At 42.1% G+C, this 16,678-nt stretch carries 11 protein-coding genes; 10 read left to right on the top strand and 1 reads right to left on the bottom strand.

The annotated features are described in order from the left end of the window. The first annotated feature begins 112 nt into the window (after positions 1-112). The 3 genes from BDE27_RS09195 (at position 113) to BDE27_RS09185 (ending at position 5,557) form a co-directional block, all read left to right on the top strand. Complete coding sequence (locus BDE27_RS09195; protein WP_099131340.1) at positions 113-916, top strand: energy transducer TonB family protein; 804 nt, start codon at positions 113-115, stop codon at positions 914-916. Positions 917-1,099: 183 nt separating this feature from the next. After that, positions 1,100-3,169: a S9 family peptidase gene (locus BDE27_RS09190; protein ID WP_244208762.1), complete on the top strand. Its 2,070-nt coding sequence runs from the start codon at positions 1,100-1,102 to the stop codon at positions 3,167-3,169. Between the two features lie 126 nt (positions 3,170-3,295). After that, complete coding sequence (locus BDE27_RS09185) at positions 3,296-5,557, top strand: TonB-dependent receptor domain-containing protein (RefSeq protein ID WP_099131339.1); 2,262 nt, start codon at positions 3,296-3,298, stop codon at positions 5,555-5,557. 74 nt (positions 5,558-5,631) lie between these two features. On the opposite strand, the gene xseA is transcribed toward BDE27_RS09185, so the two are convergent. Further along, on the bottom strand, positions 5,632-6,999 hold the full coding sequence (gene xseA, locus BDE27_RS09180) for an exodeoxyribonuclease VII large subunit (RefSeq protein WP_099131338.1): 1,368 nt from the start codon (positions 6,997-6,999) through the stop codon (positions 5,632-5,634). A 173-nt stretch (positions 7,000-7,172) separates the two neighbouring features. Here xseA and guaB point away from each other — a divergent pair, with 173 nt between their 5' ends. The 7 genes from guaB to uhpC all read left to right on the top strand — a co-directional run bounded on the left by guaB (position 7,173) and on the right by uhpC (position 16,660). After that, positions 7,173-8,639 (top strand): IMP dehydrogenase, encoded by a 1,467-nt coding sequence (gene guaB / locus BDE27_RS09175; RefSeq protein ID WP_099131337.1) that lies wholly within the window; start codon positions 7,173-7,175, stop codon positions 8,637-8,639. A 79-nt stretch (positions 8,640-8,718) separates the two neighbouring features. Next, positions 8,719-10,296, top strand: a complete 1,578-nt coding sequence (guaA, locus tag BDE27_RS09170) for a glutamine-hydrolyzing GMP synthase (protein WP_099131336.1) — start codon at positions 8,719-8,721, stop codon at positions 10,294-10,296. Between the two features lie 754 nt (positions 10,297-11,050). Then, positions 11,051-11,308, top strand: a complete 258-nt coding sequence (locus tag BDE27_RS09160) for a hypothetical protein (protein WP_244208738.1) — start codon at positions 11,051-11,053, stop codon at positions 11,306-11,308. A 331-nt stretch (positions 11,309-11,639) separates the two neighbouring features. Continuing rightward, positions 11,640-13,016 carry a hexose-6-phosphate:phosphate antiporter gene (gene uhpT / locus BDE27_RS09155; protein ID WP_099131333.1) on the top strand — a complete coding sequence of 459 codons (1,377 nt, stop codon included), beginning with the start codon at positions 11,640-11,642 and terminating at the stop codon, positions 13,014-13,016. Positions 13,017-13,175: 159 nt separating this feature from the next. Next, positions 13,176-13,784, top strand: a complete 609-nt coding sequence (gene uhpA, locus BDE27_RS09150) for a response regulator transcription factor UhpA (protein WP_099131470.1) — start codon at positions 13,176-13,178, stop codon at positions 13,782-13,784. Then, complete coding sequence (gene uhpB, locus BDE27_RS09145; RefSeq protein WP_099131332.1) at positions 13,784-15,322, top strand: signal transduction histidine-protein kinase/phosphatase UhpB; 1,539 nt, start codon at positions 13,784-13,786, stop codon at positions 15,320-15,322. Before uhpA ends, uhpB begins: the two co-directional genes overlap by 1 nt. A 9-nt stretch (positions 15,323-15,331) precedes the next feature. Beyond that, positions 15,332-16,660: an MFS transporter gene (gene uhpC, locus BDE27_RS09140; RefSeq protein WP_099131331.1), complete on the top strand. Its 1,329-nt coding sequence runs from the start codon at positions 15,332-15,334 to the stop codon at positions 16,658-16,660. Positions 16,661-16,678 lie beyond the last annotated feature (18 nt).

Raw genomic sequence — 16,678 nt, 5'->3', positions numbered from 1 at the left:
TAGTAGGTATCACAAGGAAGTGACTAATTAACAAATAAAAATAGTTTTCATTTATATATTGAATTGATTATCATTCATCTCCATTTATTATTGACATAATGTGCTATAAGAAATGTTGACGTACACCACGTATCAAAATGCTCACTCTGGTCATGTGACAAAATCCTTTCTCGCTGCGATCACACTTCATGCCTTGTTCGTAGGATGGCTGGTCTACAAACCAAAGGATGTGGATCTTGAGGAGCTTCTTCCTCCGCCGGCGGTGATGGTGGAACTGTCAACGCAGACAGAAGCGCTACAAAAAATACAAAAACAGCCAATTGGCATTGAGCAGCAGCTATCTGTTGCCAGTCAGCAGCAGGAGAGCAAAGTTGACGAAATTAACATGCCAAAATTGGATGTAAATGAAAATGCCTTACTTTTGGTGGATAAGCAGAAGAAAAAAAAGAAAGAACAAGATGCACCGAAGAAAACTCAGCCTGTTAAGCGAGTGAAAGCAAAAGAGCAAGAAAGTGAAAAATCCCAAAGTAGTGCTGCGCCAACAACCAGTAATACGACGGCCGACAATGTGACCGCTCGTACCGCTGCCTCCTATGAAAGCAATTCTGATGCCATTGCCGATGCCAAAGCCGTTTGGCAGGCAGAAGTAGCCGGACATTTAAACCGCTATAAAAAATATCCAGAAGATGCCCAGAGAAGAAGACGAATAGGGCGTCCGATGGTGAAATTTACGGTTAACCCATTGGGTGTCGTAATTAACAGTGAACTCACTCGACGTTCAGGAACTAACTCACTGGACAGGGAAGCAAGGATGGTGTTGGAAAGGGCACAGCCTTTACCTAAGCCACCTGAAGTTGTTTTAACTAATGGTAGTGTTACGGTTGAACTGCCGATAGATTTTTATTTATCTCAATAAAAATATAGGGTTGATGGCATGTCACAGCATAAGGCGGCGTTTTCATCAGATACGAAAAGGTCGAATAAAGAAAAGATGGTTTGCAGTAATACGATATGCAGTAAGGCAGTGCGCGGTAAAAGAGTAATGCTTGGCTTGTTGCTCAGTGGCAGTTTATTGAGCCACAGTTTTGCGACTACTGCAATGGAGGAAAATATGGTGCCACCTATGGCCACAAAACAGCCGCATAAAATGGAACTCCACGGAGATGTGCGTGTTGATAACTATTATTGGTTGCGCGATGACAACCGTCAGGATAAAAACGTCATTGATTACTTAACGGCTGAGAATCAATACGCCGAGCAGATGCTGAAATCAGGTGAGGAGTTGCGCGAAACTCTCTATAAAGAAATGGCTGATAGAATGAACAAAGAGGATCAGTCTGTTCCTTATACCTATAATGGGTATATTTATCGTACTGTTTATGAGGCAGGAAAAGATTTTCCAATCTACCAGCGCAAGCCCGTCGATAATTCAACCGATTGGCAGGTCATGGTTGACGGTAATGAGCGGGCAAAAGGCAATAAGTTTTATCAACTTGGTGGTTTTGCGGTTTCATTGGATAATAAGCGCATCGCAGTGGCAGAGGATACCCAAGGGCGTCGTAACTACAAGATCTCATTTAAAAATTTCAGTGATACCGATTGGCAAAATAATGTCATAGAAAATACTTCTGGCAACATTGTGTGGGCAAATGATGGCGAGACGCTGTTTTATGTGCGTAGAGATCCACAAACGTTGCTGCCTTATCAGTTATTCCGTCACCAATATGGCACTGATAGCCAACAAGATAAAAAGATCTATCAAGAGGAAGATGAACGCTTCTATCTGTCGATTTCAGAGAGTACTTCACTTGATTATATTTTGATTTCGAGTACCAGTTACACGAGTTCAGAATATCGATTGATTGATGCTAACAATCCACAATCAGAGCCGCAGGTTTTTTCTGCTCGTCAAGCTGAGCGTGAATATGATTTAGACCATTTCCGTGGGCAATTTTATATCCGCTCTAATCACGAAAACCCATTATTTGGCTTATATCGGACAGATACCATTAATAAACCCTGGGAAACCGTGATTGCTCCACAGGAAAATACCGATCTGGAAAATTTTGCTCTGTTCAACGATTGGTTGATTGTACAGGAACGCACGAAAGGATTGTCGTCGATCCGCCAGATTGATTGGAAAACCCAGCAGGAAAAACGGGTTCAATTCGATGATCCGGCATATATGGCATCATTGGGTTACAACCCAGAGCCCGATACCCATTTCTTGCGCTATAGCTATTCATCGATGACCACACCAAGTTCAGTATTCCAGTGGAATATGCAAACAGGTGAGGGTGAGTTGTTGAAGCAACAGGCAGTAAAAGGATTCAACAAAGAAAACTATGAAAGCCAGCGCATCTGGGTAAAAGCTCGTGATGGCGTGGAAGTCCCTGTTTCTCTGGTATACCACAAGTCTTTGTTCAAAAAGGGTGAGAACCCGATCCTGATTTATGGTTATGGTTCTTACGGCATCAGCATGGACCCTTATTTTAGTTCTGCCTTGCTGAGTTTGCTGGATCGTGGTTTTGTCTATGCCTTGGTGCATGTCCGTGGTGGTGGTGATTTGGGCAAAAATTGGTACTTGCAGGGTAAACTCAAAAATAAGATAAACAGTTTCCACGATTTTATTGATGCGACCAAAACCTTGATTGCAGATGGGTATGGTAATAGCAAGCGCGTTTATGCCGAAGGTGGCAGCGCGGGTGGTTTATTAATGGGTACGGTCATTAATCAGGCGCCAGAATTATACCGTGGTGTGATTGCAAAAGTGCCTTTTGTGGATGTTTTGACAACTATGCTTGATGCCTCTATTCCATTAACAACGGGTGAATATGAAGAGTGGGGTAATCCAAATAATAAAGAAGATTACTTCCGTATTAAATCCTATAGCCCTTATGACAATATTCAATATCAACGTTATCCTCATTTGTTAGTTACGACAGGTTTGCATGATTCCCAAGTGCAATATTGGGAACCAGCAAAGTGGATAGCGAAATTAAGGGAAATGAAACAGGGCAACAGTCTGTTATTGTTAGAGACTAATATGGATACGGGGCATGGTGGAAAACCAGGGCGTTTTAATCGCCTGAATGACATTGCCTTTGATTATAGTTTCTTATTAATGTTAGATGACGCTAAAACCTATTTTCCAGAATTAAAAGATTAATAAAAAATAGCTGATTATCACTCAGGGTGCTGATAGTTTTATCAGCGTCTTGGGTGTTTTATTGCACAAATTTGTGAAGCAATGTGAGTGGTAATAAATATTCTTCAATATTAGGATAATATATTAATGAAAACTGTGGCAAAAATAGCTGGAGCCAGCGCAATGCTGATTGGGCTTCAGGGCATCGCTTATGCTGAAAATGGCAATGACGATAAAAAAGAGAAAGTCATACGATTCAGCAGCCTGAAAGTTTCAGGCTCCCAGGATAATCATAATTCTCCTCAGATTGAGGCCATGGAAAAACCAGGGGCTTATAGCTCTGTGGGGGAAGATCATAAATTAGAATCCGTAGATAGCATATTGCGTAGCTTGCCAGGTACTTATACCCAGATGGATGCAAGTCAGGGGCAAGGGGTCGTGAGTGTTAATATCCGTGGTTTAAGTGGCTTCGGCCGCGTTAATATGATGGTGGATGGTGTCAGCCAGACCTTTTATGGTACGGCACCGAATGAATTTGCACATGGAGGCCAGCCTTATAATCAGTTTGGTGCTTTGATTGATCCCAATTTTATTGTTCGGGTTGACATTGCCCGAGGGCAAACTGATGACGCTGACTCTATTAATGCCTTAGTTGGAAGTGCTAATTTCCGTACTATCGGTGTTGATGATGTCATATTCGAAGGTAATAATCTGGGAGTTCGGACTAAATGGACATATGGTAACAATGGTATCGGTCGAAGTGGCATGATGGCTGTTGCAGGAAAAACACAGGCATTCAGTTCGGAAGGTTCTTTAGGTGCCTTATTCGCTTTCAGTGGGCATAATATTGAATCTCATTATCGAAATGCGGATGGTATCAGTAGTGAAGAGTTTGGTACCAGAAAGACATTTAAACAAAAGCCAAATTCTCAATTGATGAAGCTCAATATTAAACCCAATGATTTTCATGATCTGGAATTAAGTGGCCGTTTTTACCATAATAAATTTAACAGTCGTCATGTTGATAATAATGATTATTATTTGAAATATCATTACACACCATTTAGTGAATTGGTCGATACCAAAATTTTGCTTAGTAAGGCAAATGGAGATCAACGTTTCCTGGATAATAAATTAAGTGGTTTGGGTAAAAGTGAATCGCATAATAAATCTAAATCTATTGATGTTAGAAACACGAGTAGATTTAATTATGTTGATACTGATTTTGCATTTACTCTTGGTAGTAAATTGATGCGTACTAAATATAATAAGAAAACAGGTATAGATCTGGCTGAGGGATATAAATCCACAGAAGAAAATAATTCCTTTGCTCCAAGTGGTGAGCAAAATATTGCCAGTATTTACACTAGGTTGAAAATTGAACGTGGCATTTATACCGCTAATCTGGGGTTAAATTATTTGGATTATAGTATTAAAGGATTCAAACCAGCCTGCGAAGAACGTGTAGAGTGTTTCCCACAAGGGGAGGCGCAATTAAACCTAAAAGAGCGTGGATTTAATCCAAATATCTTATTATCGGCAGAAATCATCCCTGAATTTCAACCGTTTATAAGTTATACCCACTCAATGCGAGCACCAAATGCTCAGGAAATTTTTCATTCCAATGACGGTGGTACTTCTATTAATCCATTCCTGAAAGGTGAAAAAGCGGATACCTATCAAATTGGATTTAATAGCTATCGTCCGAATTTAATTGTCGATGGGGATACATTTCGCTTAAAAGCAACGTTATTCCATACCAAAATTAAAAATTACATGAGTAGTGATCAGTATATGCTTTGTACTGGAAAGAAACTGTGTAAACTTGATGGAAAATTGACCGCCGAAGAAGAGGGTTCACTTAACCCGAATGTTAGCGCTTATATCTATACCAATAGCCTGAAACCAGTAACTATGAAAGGTTATGAGATTTCTGCTAATTATGATGCGGGTATGTTCTATAGTTCATTGGCATATAGCCAACAGAAAACACAGCAACCGACATCATTAACGACCCATTATATGGGAGCAAGCCCGGAATCTCAATTACCAGAACGCTATTTGACATTAGATACAGGTGTTCGTTTCCTGGATGAAAAACTTCGGATAGGAACTATTATAAAATATACAGGGCAATCTTATCATCAGAGTCCTGGAGATGAACGGGATGATAATAATAAAATCATAATGGAAAAATCAGATAAAATTCCAACAATAATTGATTTGTATAGCGATTATCAGATTAATAAAAATTTATTGATTAAATTCTCTGTGCAGAATTTAACTAACCGAAGCTATTCTGACGCATTGAACCGTATGAATACGTCACCTATGATGGCGGATCAAGATACTAAAACGCAAACTGCTCGTGGCAGAACCTATGTTATGGGTGCAGAAATTCGCTTCTAATTTCTCTAATGGAAAATAGCGTTTAAATAACCCTATAACGATAGCGGTGAAAATTCACCGCTATCTTATTAAATCTACTTTAATTTCTTTCTCTTATTGACTTTTGTAACCTGCGTTACCTGACTCTCAACCCAGCCATCCTGCAACCGCGTTTTCAGCCTGTCACCTGCTTTTACTTGATCAACCTGCCTTAGCAACTTTCCATCAGGAGCTTCGCTAATACTATAACCACGACTCAACGTTGCCAGTGGGCTAACAGCCTCCATGCGCGAACAGGAAATGGCAAATTTTTCCCGATAATGCCCTAATTGCCGTTCAATGGACTGTCTCAAACGAAAGTCAAGTTGCTGGATAGATTGGTTATAACGCTGAATTTCCCGCTCAGGATGGATTTGCAACAATCGCTGATTCAACTTCTCATATGAAACTGAGCGCTGTTTTAGGTAACGTAAAAAACTATCAATCAACTTTTGCCGTAACTCAGCTAAATGATTCTGCTGACGCGCCAATTGCAAATCAGGACGTTGCTGCTGGAGGCGGTGCTGCAATACATTAAATCTCTGTTGTTTTTGAGCAAAGAAATAATCCATTGCCATTTCCAGGCGTTGTTGCAGGGATTGTATTTGTCGTAATAACTCTATTTGATTGCGGCTAACTAACTCTGCTGCCGCAGAAGGCGTCGGTGCGCGTAAATCAGCGACAAAATCCGCAATGGTGACATCGGTTTCATGGCCGACAGCACTAACAATGGGAATATGGCTTTGGAATATTGCCCGTGCCACTTGTTCATCATTGAAACACCACAAATCTTCCAAAGATCCTCCACCACGTCCGACAATCAAAACGTCGCACTCTTGTCGCGCATTTGCCAGTTCAATTGCCTGAATAATCTGTAATGGCGCTTCGGCTCCCTGAACAGCTGTGGGATAAATGACAATTGGTAAGGAAGGATCACGGCGTTTCAGGATATGCAGAATATCATGCAGTGCTGCGCCGCTGGTGGAAGTGATGACACCGAGTTGTTTTGCAGGAGAGGGGAGTGATTTTTTATGAATTTGATCGAACAAGCCTTCGGTGGAAAGATTTTGCTTTAACATTTCAAACTGTTGTTGAAGCAAACCATCTCCGGCAGGCTGGATACTTTCTACAATCAGTTGATAATCACCCCTGGGCTCATACAAGGTGATTTGTGCCCGAACCAATACTTGCTGACCATTTTGTGGCCGAAACGTTGCCCTCAAATTGTGACTGCGAAACATGGCAGCACGAACTTGTGCTCGCTCATCTTTTAACGTGAAGTACCAATGCCCTGACGATGGCTGAGAAAAATTGGATATTTCGGCGGATAACCAAATTCTGCCCATTTCCAGCTCAAGTAACTGACGAACAGTCTGATTTAAACGGCTAACAGAAAAAATTCCGGTATTGGTTGGTAGTGACATGTGAGCTAGATCAAACTTCAAAACAATGACTTAATTGACTGATATTAATCCCATCATATTACTAATCAAGAATTTTTTTTAAAAAATGCTGGAGGCAACCGATTTCGGCCTGTATAATGCCGCGGCAATATTTTATCCCTCTTATTGCTCCATAGCCTGGTGAGATATTGCCCATGTTACGAATTAAAAAAGAAGCATTAACTTTTGACGATGTATTGTTGGTTCCTGCCCACTCAACAGTCTTGCCTAACACAGCAGATTTGTCCACTCAATTAACTTCCACTATTCGCCTGAACATACCTATGCTTTCCGCAGCCATGGATACTGTGACGGAATTTTCACTGGCAATCGCACTGGCACAAGAAGGGGGCATCGGCTTCATTCATAAGAATATGTCGATTGAACGCCAGGCTGAAGAAGTCAGCCGCGTGAAGAAACATGAGAGTGGCGTGGTAACTGATCCTGTCACTGTCACGCCACAAACGACCTTGCGCGAAGTCCATGCACTGGCCGAACGTAATGGTTTTGCAGGTTACCCAGTGGTAACAGGAAAGAACGAACTGGTAGGTATCATTACGGGTCGTGATGTGCGCTTTGTTACTGATCTGGAACAACCTGTGACTGCGGTGATGACGCCTAAAGAACGTTTGGTGACGGTAAAAGAAGGCGAAGCCCGTGAAGTTGTTTTGCAGAAAATGCACGAACAACGTGTTGAAAAAGCGCTGGTTGTTGATGATAACTTTCACTTGCTTGGCTTGATTACGGTGAAAGATTTCCAGAAAGCAGAGCGTAAACCAAACGCATGTAAAGACGAGCAAGGCCGTCTGCGTGTTGGCGCTGCGGTGGGAGCAGGTTCTGGCAACGAAGAACGTATTGATGCATTGGTTGCTGCGGGGGTCGATGTACTGCTGATTGACTCTTCCCATGGCCATTCTGAAGGTGTGTTGCAGCGTATCCGTGAAACTCGCGCTAAGTATCCTGATCTGCCAATCATCGGCGGTAACGTAGCGACGGGTGAAGGTGCTAAAGCACTGGTAAAAGCGGGTGTGAATGCAGTTAAAGTGGGTATCGGTCCTGGATCTATTTGTACAACCCGTATCGTTACTGGTGTTGGTGTTCCTCAAATCACGGCTATTGCAGATGCAGTTGAGGCACTGAATGGCACTGGTATTCCTGTTATTGCAGACGGTGGTATCCGTTTCTCTGGTGACATTGCTAAAGCAATTGCGGCGGGTGCATCATGTGTGATGGTTGGCTCCATGCTGGCAGGAACAGAAGAATCTCCGGGTGAAATCGAACTTTACCAAGGCCGTTCGTTCAAATCTTATCGCGGCATGGGTTCTTTGGGCGCGATGTCCAAAGGTTCTTCTGACCGTTACTTCCAATCTGATAATGCAGCTGACAAACTGGTTCCTGAAGGTATCGAAGGTCGTGTGGCTTACAAGGGCCTGCTGAAAACCATCGTTCACCAGCAAATGGGCGGTTTGCGTTCCTGTATGGGGCTGACTGGTTGTGCAACCATTGATGAACTGAGAACTAAAGCTGAATTCGTTCGTATCAGTGGTGCAGGTATTCAAGAAAGCCACGTTCATGATGTGACTATCACCAAAGAATCACCAAACTATCGTTTAGGTCTGTAATCTTATTTAGAGTGGCCCATTATTGGGCCCCTGACTTTTTTTATCTTTTATTGCCACTTGTTTTTGGAATTCACCTCAAATGACAACTAATATCCATCAGCATCGCATTCTTATCCTTGATTTTGGCTCGCAATATACCCAGCTTATTGCTCGCCGTATTCGTGAAATCGGTGTTTATTGTGAACTTTGGACATGGAATGTCACTGAAGCACAAATCCGTGAATTTAATCCGAATGGTATTATCCTTTCTGGTGGACCAGAAAGTACGACTGAGCACAATAGCCCACGTGCGCCGGAGTATGTTTTTAATGCAGGCGTACCTGTGCTGGGTATCTGCTATGGTATGCAAACCATGTCTATGCAATTGGGCGGCCAGGTTTCCAACTCTGATGAGCGTGAATTTGGTTATGCACAGGTTGAAATCAAGAATAATTGCGAACTATTCCGCGATATTCAAGATGGCCTGAGTGAAACGGGCAAACCTCTGCTGGATGTATGGATGAGTCATGGTGATAAAGTGACGGCGATCCCTGCTGACTTTACAATCATTGCCAGCACTGATACTTGCCCGTTTGCTATCATGGCTAACGAAGAAAAACGCTTTTATGGCGTGCAGTTCCACCCAGAAGTGACTCATACTCACCAAGGCTTGAATATCCTGAAACGCTTTGTTCTGGATATTTGTCAATGTGAAGCGCTGTGGACTCCTGCTTCGATCATCGACGATATCGTAGAACGTCTGCGTACGCAGATTGGTGATGATCATGTTATTTTGGCTCTGTCTGGCGGTGTAGATTCCTCAGTTACCGCATTGCTGTTAAACCGTGCGATTGGTAAGCGTCTGACTTGCGTTTTCGTCGATAATGGCTTGCTGCGTTTGAACGAAGCGGAGCAGGTGATGGAAATGTTTGCAGGTAAATTTGACCTGAACATCGTACATGTTAAAGCGGAAGACCGCTTCCTGTCTGCACTGGCAGGCATTGATGAGCCAGAAGCTAAACGTAAAACCATCGGTCACGTATTTATTGATGTGTTTGATGAAGAAGCATCGAAACAAACTCAGATTAAGTGGTTAGCACAGGGCACGATTTACCCAGATGTTATCGAGTCAGCCGCATCTGCAACTGGCAACGCCCATGTGATTAAATCTCACCACAATGTCGGTGGCTTACCAGAAGATATGAAACTGGGTCTGGTTGAACCGCTGAAAGAGTTGTTCAAAGACGAAGTACGTCGTATCGGCCTGGAATTGGGCCTGCCATATGACATGCTGTATCGTCATCCATTCCCAGGTCCGGGCCTTGGTGTTCGCGTATTGGGCGAAGTGAAGAAAGAATATTGTGACTTGCTGCGTCGTGCTGATGCTATCTTTATTGAAGAACTGCATAAAGCGGATCTGTACCATAAAGTCAGCCAGGCATTTACCGTGTTCCTGCCAGTGCGTTCTGTTGGTGTTATGGGTGATGGCCGTAAATATGACTGGGTTGTTTCTCTGCGTGCGGTAGAAACCATTGACTTTATGACCGCTCATTGGGCGCATCTGCCATATGACTTCTTGGGTCGTGTCTCGAACAGAATCATTAATGAAGTTGATGGTATTTCGCGGGTAGTCTATGACATCAGCGGTAAACCACCAGCGACAATTGAGTGGGAATGATTTAGAGCCTCACCAAATCATGATGATTTTCTAATTAATGCCCTGATTTCAGGGCTTTTTTGCTTCCATATCTCACCAAATCAGCATGCAATTTTTGACGGTATTGTAAAATACTTTATAGTATCATGCTCAAAATACCATCAGAGTTTTTCTTGAAATTGAACGCTATCAAATCAACAAAAATGGTGCCGTTATGACGCTAGGGGCGACTATTACGACAATAGCTTCACTAATTGGTTTGATAGCGACATTCCAGAAGTGTAATAAAAATGATAGGTCACTTAACTGGCTGCTTTTGAGCCACGGACGGCTAAAACTGATTTTGTACATACAAAAATTATAAGTTAGCAATTTACTTTATCTATCAATCATACAGAAATTACTGAGGTTTTATGAGTGGGTTTGAGTTGTTTTGAGTTTTGATCTGTTTCGTAGATTATTCTGTATATACTCCAGTGTTTTTCTAATCGGGTTGGGTGTTTTCTTGAGGACACAAGAGAAGACAATAGAACCGACCCGCCAACTAAGTGGTTTATATCTGAAACTGATTACGGTGTTAAATTAAAGATGGTCTTTATTTATTATCCTGAAAAAGGAGTAGCCATAAGAACAGCCTATGCACCTAACGAAGATGAATTGAGAATTTACGGAAAATAGGGTCTAGGAACAGAGAAATGAGCAAACAAACCTGATAGCTTCCACTGATGAAGTATGGGATAACGGTGAGCTTGGTCGCAGTGAAGTTCACGTCAAAGTGTCTGATGATATAACAGATGATCTGATTAATGAGGCATTGGATTTGCAACCGATTTCAATCAGGTTGAATAAGTCTCTGATTGAAGACCTGAAAATGATAGCTGACCTTAATGGCTTGGGCTATCAGCCGTTAATCAGGCAAGTTTTAAATCGTTTTGCCAATAGTGAGAAAAAACGGATACTGACAGAAGTTCACAACAAAGCGATGAAAAGCGAAAAAAGAAAATCAGCAAATAAGCGCCACAAGGCGGCCTGACTAAAGCAATAACTAATCTAACCCGCCTACTTCACCGCGCGGGTTTCTCTTTTATAGGTACTTATATGGATATATTGAGCAAAGAGTGTGATTTCTTTCACGCTTTATGCTCGAATAGGATAAAACTAGGAAATATTCCTAGCTAAACTAGGACCATAGCTCAAGCCAATCTTCCTTTAGTTTTCTAAACTGACCCGATAATAACTATATCTGCGAAACTATATTTACGAAAACTATAACTACGAAAATTTTTGCTTTCTTGCGATTTGTCTTTTTTATTTTCACCTGCTTCAAAAAGGCTCTTTTTTTTGTAGTTATCTAAGGATTTCAAATGCTTAAGATTCTAGAACAAATTCGTAAGCCAACACTGGATCTTCCAGTGGAAGTACGCCGTAAAATGTGGTTCAAACCCTTTATGCAGTCGTATTTGGTGGTTTTTATTGGCTATATGGCTATGTATTTGGTGCGTAAGAACTTTAACATAGCCCAAAACGATATGATCTCGACTTATGGTTTGTCGATGACGCAGCTTGGGTTGATAGGATTAGGTTTTTCTATTACTTATGGTATTGGTAAAACCGTTGTTGCTTATTATGCCGATGGCAAAAATACCAAACAATTTCTGCCATTTATGCTGATCCTATCTGGCATCGCCATGTTAGGGTTTAGTATGAGTATGGGAAATTCCGGCATCAGCATTTTCCTGATGGTGGCATTTTATGCGTTGAGTGGTTTTTTCCAAAGTATCGGTGGGCCTGCCAGCTATTCCACTATTACGAAATGGACTCCCCGTAACAAGCGTGGAACCTATCTGGGTTTGTGGAATATGTCACATAATGTAGGTGGTGCCGCTGCGGCTGGGATTGCACTCTTTGGTGCCAATTATTTCTTTGATGGTCATGTAATAGGGATGTTTATTTTCCCTTCTATTATCGCCCTGATCATTGGTTTCATTGGATTGCGTTATGGTAGCGATTCTCCAGAAAGTTATGGTTTGGGTAAGGTAGAAGAGTTATTTGATGAGCCTGTCAGCGAAGAAGATATCGCGGCAGAAAAAAACCAAATGACCAAACGTGAGATCTTTGTTGAATATGTATTAAAAAACAAAGTCATTTGGCTGCTTTGTTTTGCCAATATCTTCCTTTACATCGTGCGTATTGGTATTGACCAATGGTCAACAGTGTATGCTTATCAGGAATTGGGACAATCAAAAGAAACCGCCATCACTGGTTTTACCATGTTCGAAATAGGGGCGCTGGTAGGCACATTAATGTGGGGGTATTTGTCAGATTTGGCGAATGGCCGTCGTGCCCTGGTTGCCTGTGTCTCGTTAGGGTTGATTATTGTCTGCCTTGAATTCTATCAACATGCAACCAGTGAATACATGTATTTGGGCTCTCTGTTTGTGCTTGGTTTTCTGGTATTTGGTCCACAGTTGTTGATTGGTGTAGCTGCTGTTGGGTTTGTACCGAAAAAAGCGATCAGTGTGGCTGATGGTGTTAAAGGAACATTTGCTTATTTAATCGGTGACAGCTTTGCCAAGCTCGGTTTGGGGATGATTGCTGATGGCGTGCCTGTCTTTGGTTTAACGGGTTGGAAAGGGACATTTGTTGCCCTGGATACCTCAGCATTTGTATGCCTTACCCTGCTTGCTTTCGTGGCTATTGCGGAAGAGAGAAAGATTCGAAAAGCGAAGAAAGCACATTAAGCTATAGTAAAAACTTACTGATGCTGCTGTATATCCGCAGTAGCATTTTTTCATCACTTTGTGCCCTGATATCCCCTATTTTCTATCTATGACGTACTATTGCGAAGCAATATTAATAAGGGTAGTTTAGTCCGATACTTAATTCGATAATAAATGATGATGATTAAAGTAGCATTAGTTGATGATCATGTTGTTGTACGTTCAGGATTCGCTCAGTTGCTGAATTTAGAGTCTGATGTTGAAGTCGTGGGGGAGTTCAGTTCATGTGCTGAAGCCAGACAAGGATTACCGGGATCGGGGGCAACGGTTTGTATTCTTGATATTTCAATGAAAGATGAAAGCGGGCTTTCACTACTGAAAGATCTTCCCTCAGGCATTACCTGTATTATGCTGAGTGTTCATGACTCTGCCACAATGGTGGAGAATGCCTTGAAAGCCGGTGCGCGTGGTTATCTCAGTAAACGTTGCAGCCCGGATGAACTGATTCAAGCGGTGCGGACTACAGCCAATAATGGTTGTTATCTTACACCGGATATTGTACTTAATTTAACGTCATCAAAGAGCAATCCGTCTTCATTGGAATACCTGACTAGACGAGAGCGACAAGTTGGAGAGATGTTGGCTAGTGGTATGGATGTTAAAGCCATCGCGGCTGAATTAGGATTAAGCCATAAAACCGTACATGTCCATCGAGCCAATGCGATGAGTAAATTAGGGGTAACGAATAACGTTGGTTTGGCGAATTATTTTGCCACTAGTGATCTTTAATGCGTCAATATCTGATTAATTCATTTTGCGGCTGGTTACTGTTTTCTTGTTGGTGGTTCTGCTTATGGGTCATCGCCTACTATTTTGTCAATGACTCTGAACTGGCTATTCTATTTTTTCCTTTTGCTTTGCGCCTCGGCATTACTCTTCATACACCCAAGCGTTATTGGACGACTATTTACGGCGCAGAATGGGGGCTTACCATCTGTTTGACGCTCTTAATGGGGCAGCTACAATGGCTGACGGTATTAACTGCCAGCATGGCCAGTTTTCCTCTTGTTTGGTTTGCCAGTCGCTACTATTGTGGCAGTCAATGGCAGCGGTTTGCAGTTATGGTGGCTATCATTCTGACAACATCCATAATTAATGTGGCGGCGATCAGTAATCATAATTCTGCTTTGAGTATTGCATTTTTGGTGAGTTTAACCGGTGGTGTCATGTTAGTTCCTTTGTGCTATTTAGTATGGCATTACCTGTTCCAAAATATTTGGTTTCCCCTGACTGCTAATCTTGTATCGCATCGTATTCAGTTTCATCTGAAACACATTATTCTTTATAGTTCATTGTTTATAATGAATATTTTTCTTCAAGTTGGTTTGCCGAATGAGTTGCGTTATTTTGCTCCATTTTGTCTGGCCATTCCTATTATCTTGCTGGCTTTTCGCTACGGCTGGCAAGGCGCTGTGGTTGGCACTTTGCTAAACAGTATTGCTTTGATTGCCGCACGCAATGGTGTCTCGAATAATAGTGTTTCGAATATAGAGATAACGGATCTTTTGTTATCATTGTTGGCTCAAACGTTAACGGGGATCATGCTGGGGATGGCGGTGCAGCGTCAGCGTGACCTTAATGCACAGTTAAAGCGCCAGCTTCATTGTAATCACAGCTTGTCCCGTCAATTGGTGAAAGCAGAAGAGTCGGTAAGGCGGGAAATTGCACGTGAATTGCATGATGAAATTGGTCAGAATATTACCGCCATTCGTACGCAGGCCAATATTATCCAGCGGATAGAAGTAGCACCGATTAGCGCTAATTGCGCTAAAACTATCGAATCGTTATCCCTCAATGTCTATGATACAACTAAAGGCTTACTTAGCCGGCTGCGGCCTAAAATTCTTGATGATCTCGGTTTGAAAGAGGCTATTGAACAATTATTGCGGGATATGGAATTTGAGTCCCATGGCATATTGGTAGAAGTTTATTGGGAAACGGATTCAGCTGTGGCAATTGAGCAGCTAAGTGACACAACTCAAATTACATTATATCGTCTTTGTCAGGAAGCGCTGAATAATGCCATGAAATATTCTCAAGCGGATCGTATTGGATTGCATTTTTCCATCAACGGGATGATCCATTTATTGATCAGAGATAATGGTATTGGTTGTAAATCTGAGGATCATATGAAAGGGTTTGGCTTACGTGGTATGCGGGAACGTGTGCAGGCCCTGGGAGGGACGTTCTTAATTCATAGTGAAAAACGACAAGGTGATTCGACACCTTCGGGGACGGATTTGTCTATCATCTTGCCTAAACTTTAAGATACGGTCATGACAGCTTCTTCTCAATCCAGGCAGGTACATGACGAGCCGCTATCTGCTGAAGAGATCCGGCAACAGTATCGCTACTGGCGCTTGCATATTATGCTGAGTCTCTATGTGGGATATGCGCTGTTTTACTTTACCCGTAAAAGTTTCAATTATGCGATGCCTGCCATGATAACCGATCTCGGCCTTGATAAAGGGGAAATTGGCCTAATTGGAACTCTGTTTTATATCACTTATGGTTGTTCCAAGTTTCTTTCCGGTATTATTTCTGATCGCTCCAACCCGCGTTATTTCATGGGAATCGGGTTAATTGCCACAGGGATCATCAATATCTTTTTTGGTTTGTCCAGCTCGATTGTGATGTTTACCTTTTTGTGGATATTGAATGCGTGGTTTCAGGGCTGGGGTTCACCGCCTTGTGCCAAATTGCTCACCAGTTGGTATTCTCGCTCAGAGCGTGGTTTTTGGTGGTCTCTATGGAATACATCACACCATATAGGCAGTGCATTGGTTGCGTTGTTTGTCAGTTTCTTAACATTAAATTTTAGCTGGCGAGAAGGATTTATTGTGCCGGGCTGTCTAGGTATTTTGGCTGGGATATTTTTATGTTGGCGATTACGTGACAAGCCTGCCACAATGGGATTACCGACCATTGGTCAATTTCGTAATGATCATTTAGAAAAGGTACAGGAAAATCAAGGGCAAGGGCTAACCACCAAAGAAATACTGAAAACCTATGTTTTTTGCAATAAATATATTTGGTTGCTTTCTCTGAGTTACGTTTTGGTCTATCTCGTCCGTACGGTTATTAACGATTGGGGAAATCTGTATCTGACAGAATATCATCATTATGATTTAGTCAGTGCGAACGCAGTATTATCACTTTTTGAAGTGGGTGGTTTTATAGGCTCGCTGGTGGCAGGCTGGGGATCGGATAGAGTGTTTGGTGGTAATCGCGGGCCGATGAACTTGATATTTGCGATGGGTATTTTCTTATCGGTGGCTGCCTTATGGTTGATGCCTATGACTGGTGTGATTTTTCAATCCATTGGTTTTTTCACGATTGGATTTTTTGTTTTTGGTCCACAATTATTGATTGGTATGGCTGCCGCAGAATGTTCCCATAAGGATTCGGCGGGGGCGGCGACGGGGTTTGTCGGTCTCTTCGCTTATACTGGTGCTGCACTTGCTGGTTATCCTTTTGCCATTATTTTAAAACATTATCATTGGAAGGGGTTATTTATTACCATTTCTGTCTGTGCGGTAATGATAGGTTTATTATTACTGCCATTCCTGCAAGCCCAGTTTCCCAGGCAGAAAATGCAGGATTAATAAATGGGTTAAAATTTA

Source organism: Xenorhabdus ehlersii, from assembly GCF_003610465.1.
GTDB lineage: Bacteria > Pseudomonadota > Gammaproteobacteria > Enterobacterales > Enterobacteriaceae > Xenorhabdus > Xenorhabdus ehlersii.
Note: the sequence above shows the minus strand (reverse complement) of the source record. Positions and strands in the feature narration are given on the sequence as shown.

What these genes read in the sequence shown, in the direction of transcription:
- uhpA (WP_099131470.1), top strand. Translation starts at nt 13,176, where the DNA reads ATGATTAAAGTAGCATTAGTTGATGATCATGTTGTTGTACGTTCAGGA.
- guaA (WP_099131336.1), top strand. Translation starts at nt 8,719, where the DNA reads ATGACAACTAATATCCATCAGCATCGCATTCTTATCCTTGATTTTGGC.
- BDE27_RS09195 (WP_099131340.1), top strand. Translation starts at nt 113, where the DNA reads ATGTTGACGTACACCACGTATCAAAATGCTCACTCTGGTCATGTGACA.
- xseA (WP_099131338.1), bottom strand. Translation starts at nt 6,999, where the DNA reads ATGTCACTACCAACCAATACCGGAATTTTTTCTGTTAGCCGTTTAAAT.
- BDE27_RS09185 (WP_099131339.1), top strand. Translation starts at nt 3,296, where the DNA reads ATGAAAACTGTGGCAAAAATAGCTGGAGCCAGCGCAATGCTGATTGGG.
- uhpB (WP_099131332.1), top strand. Translation starts at nt 13,784, where the DNA reads ATGCGTCAATATCTGATTAATTCATTTTGCGGCTGGTTACTGTTTTCT.
- uhpT (WP_099131333.1), top strand. Translation starts at nt 11,640, where the DNA reads ATGCTTAAGATTCTAGAACAAATTCGTAAGCCAACACTGGATCTTCCA.
- BDE27_RS09190 (WP_244208762.1), top strand. Translation starts at nt 1,100, where the DNA reads ATGGAGGAAAATATGGTGCCACCTATGGCCACAAAACAGCCGCATAAA.
- uhpC (WP_099131331.1), top strand. Translation starts at nt 15,332, where the DNA reads ATGACAGCTTCTTCTCAATCCAGGCAGGTACATGACGAGCCGCTATCT.
- guaB (WP_099131337.1), top strand. Translation starts at nt 7,173, where the DNA reads ATGTTACGAATTAAAAAAGAAGCATTAACTTTTGACGATGTATTGTTG.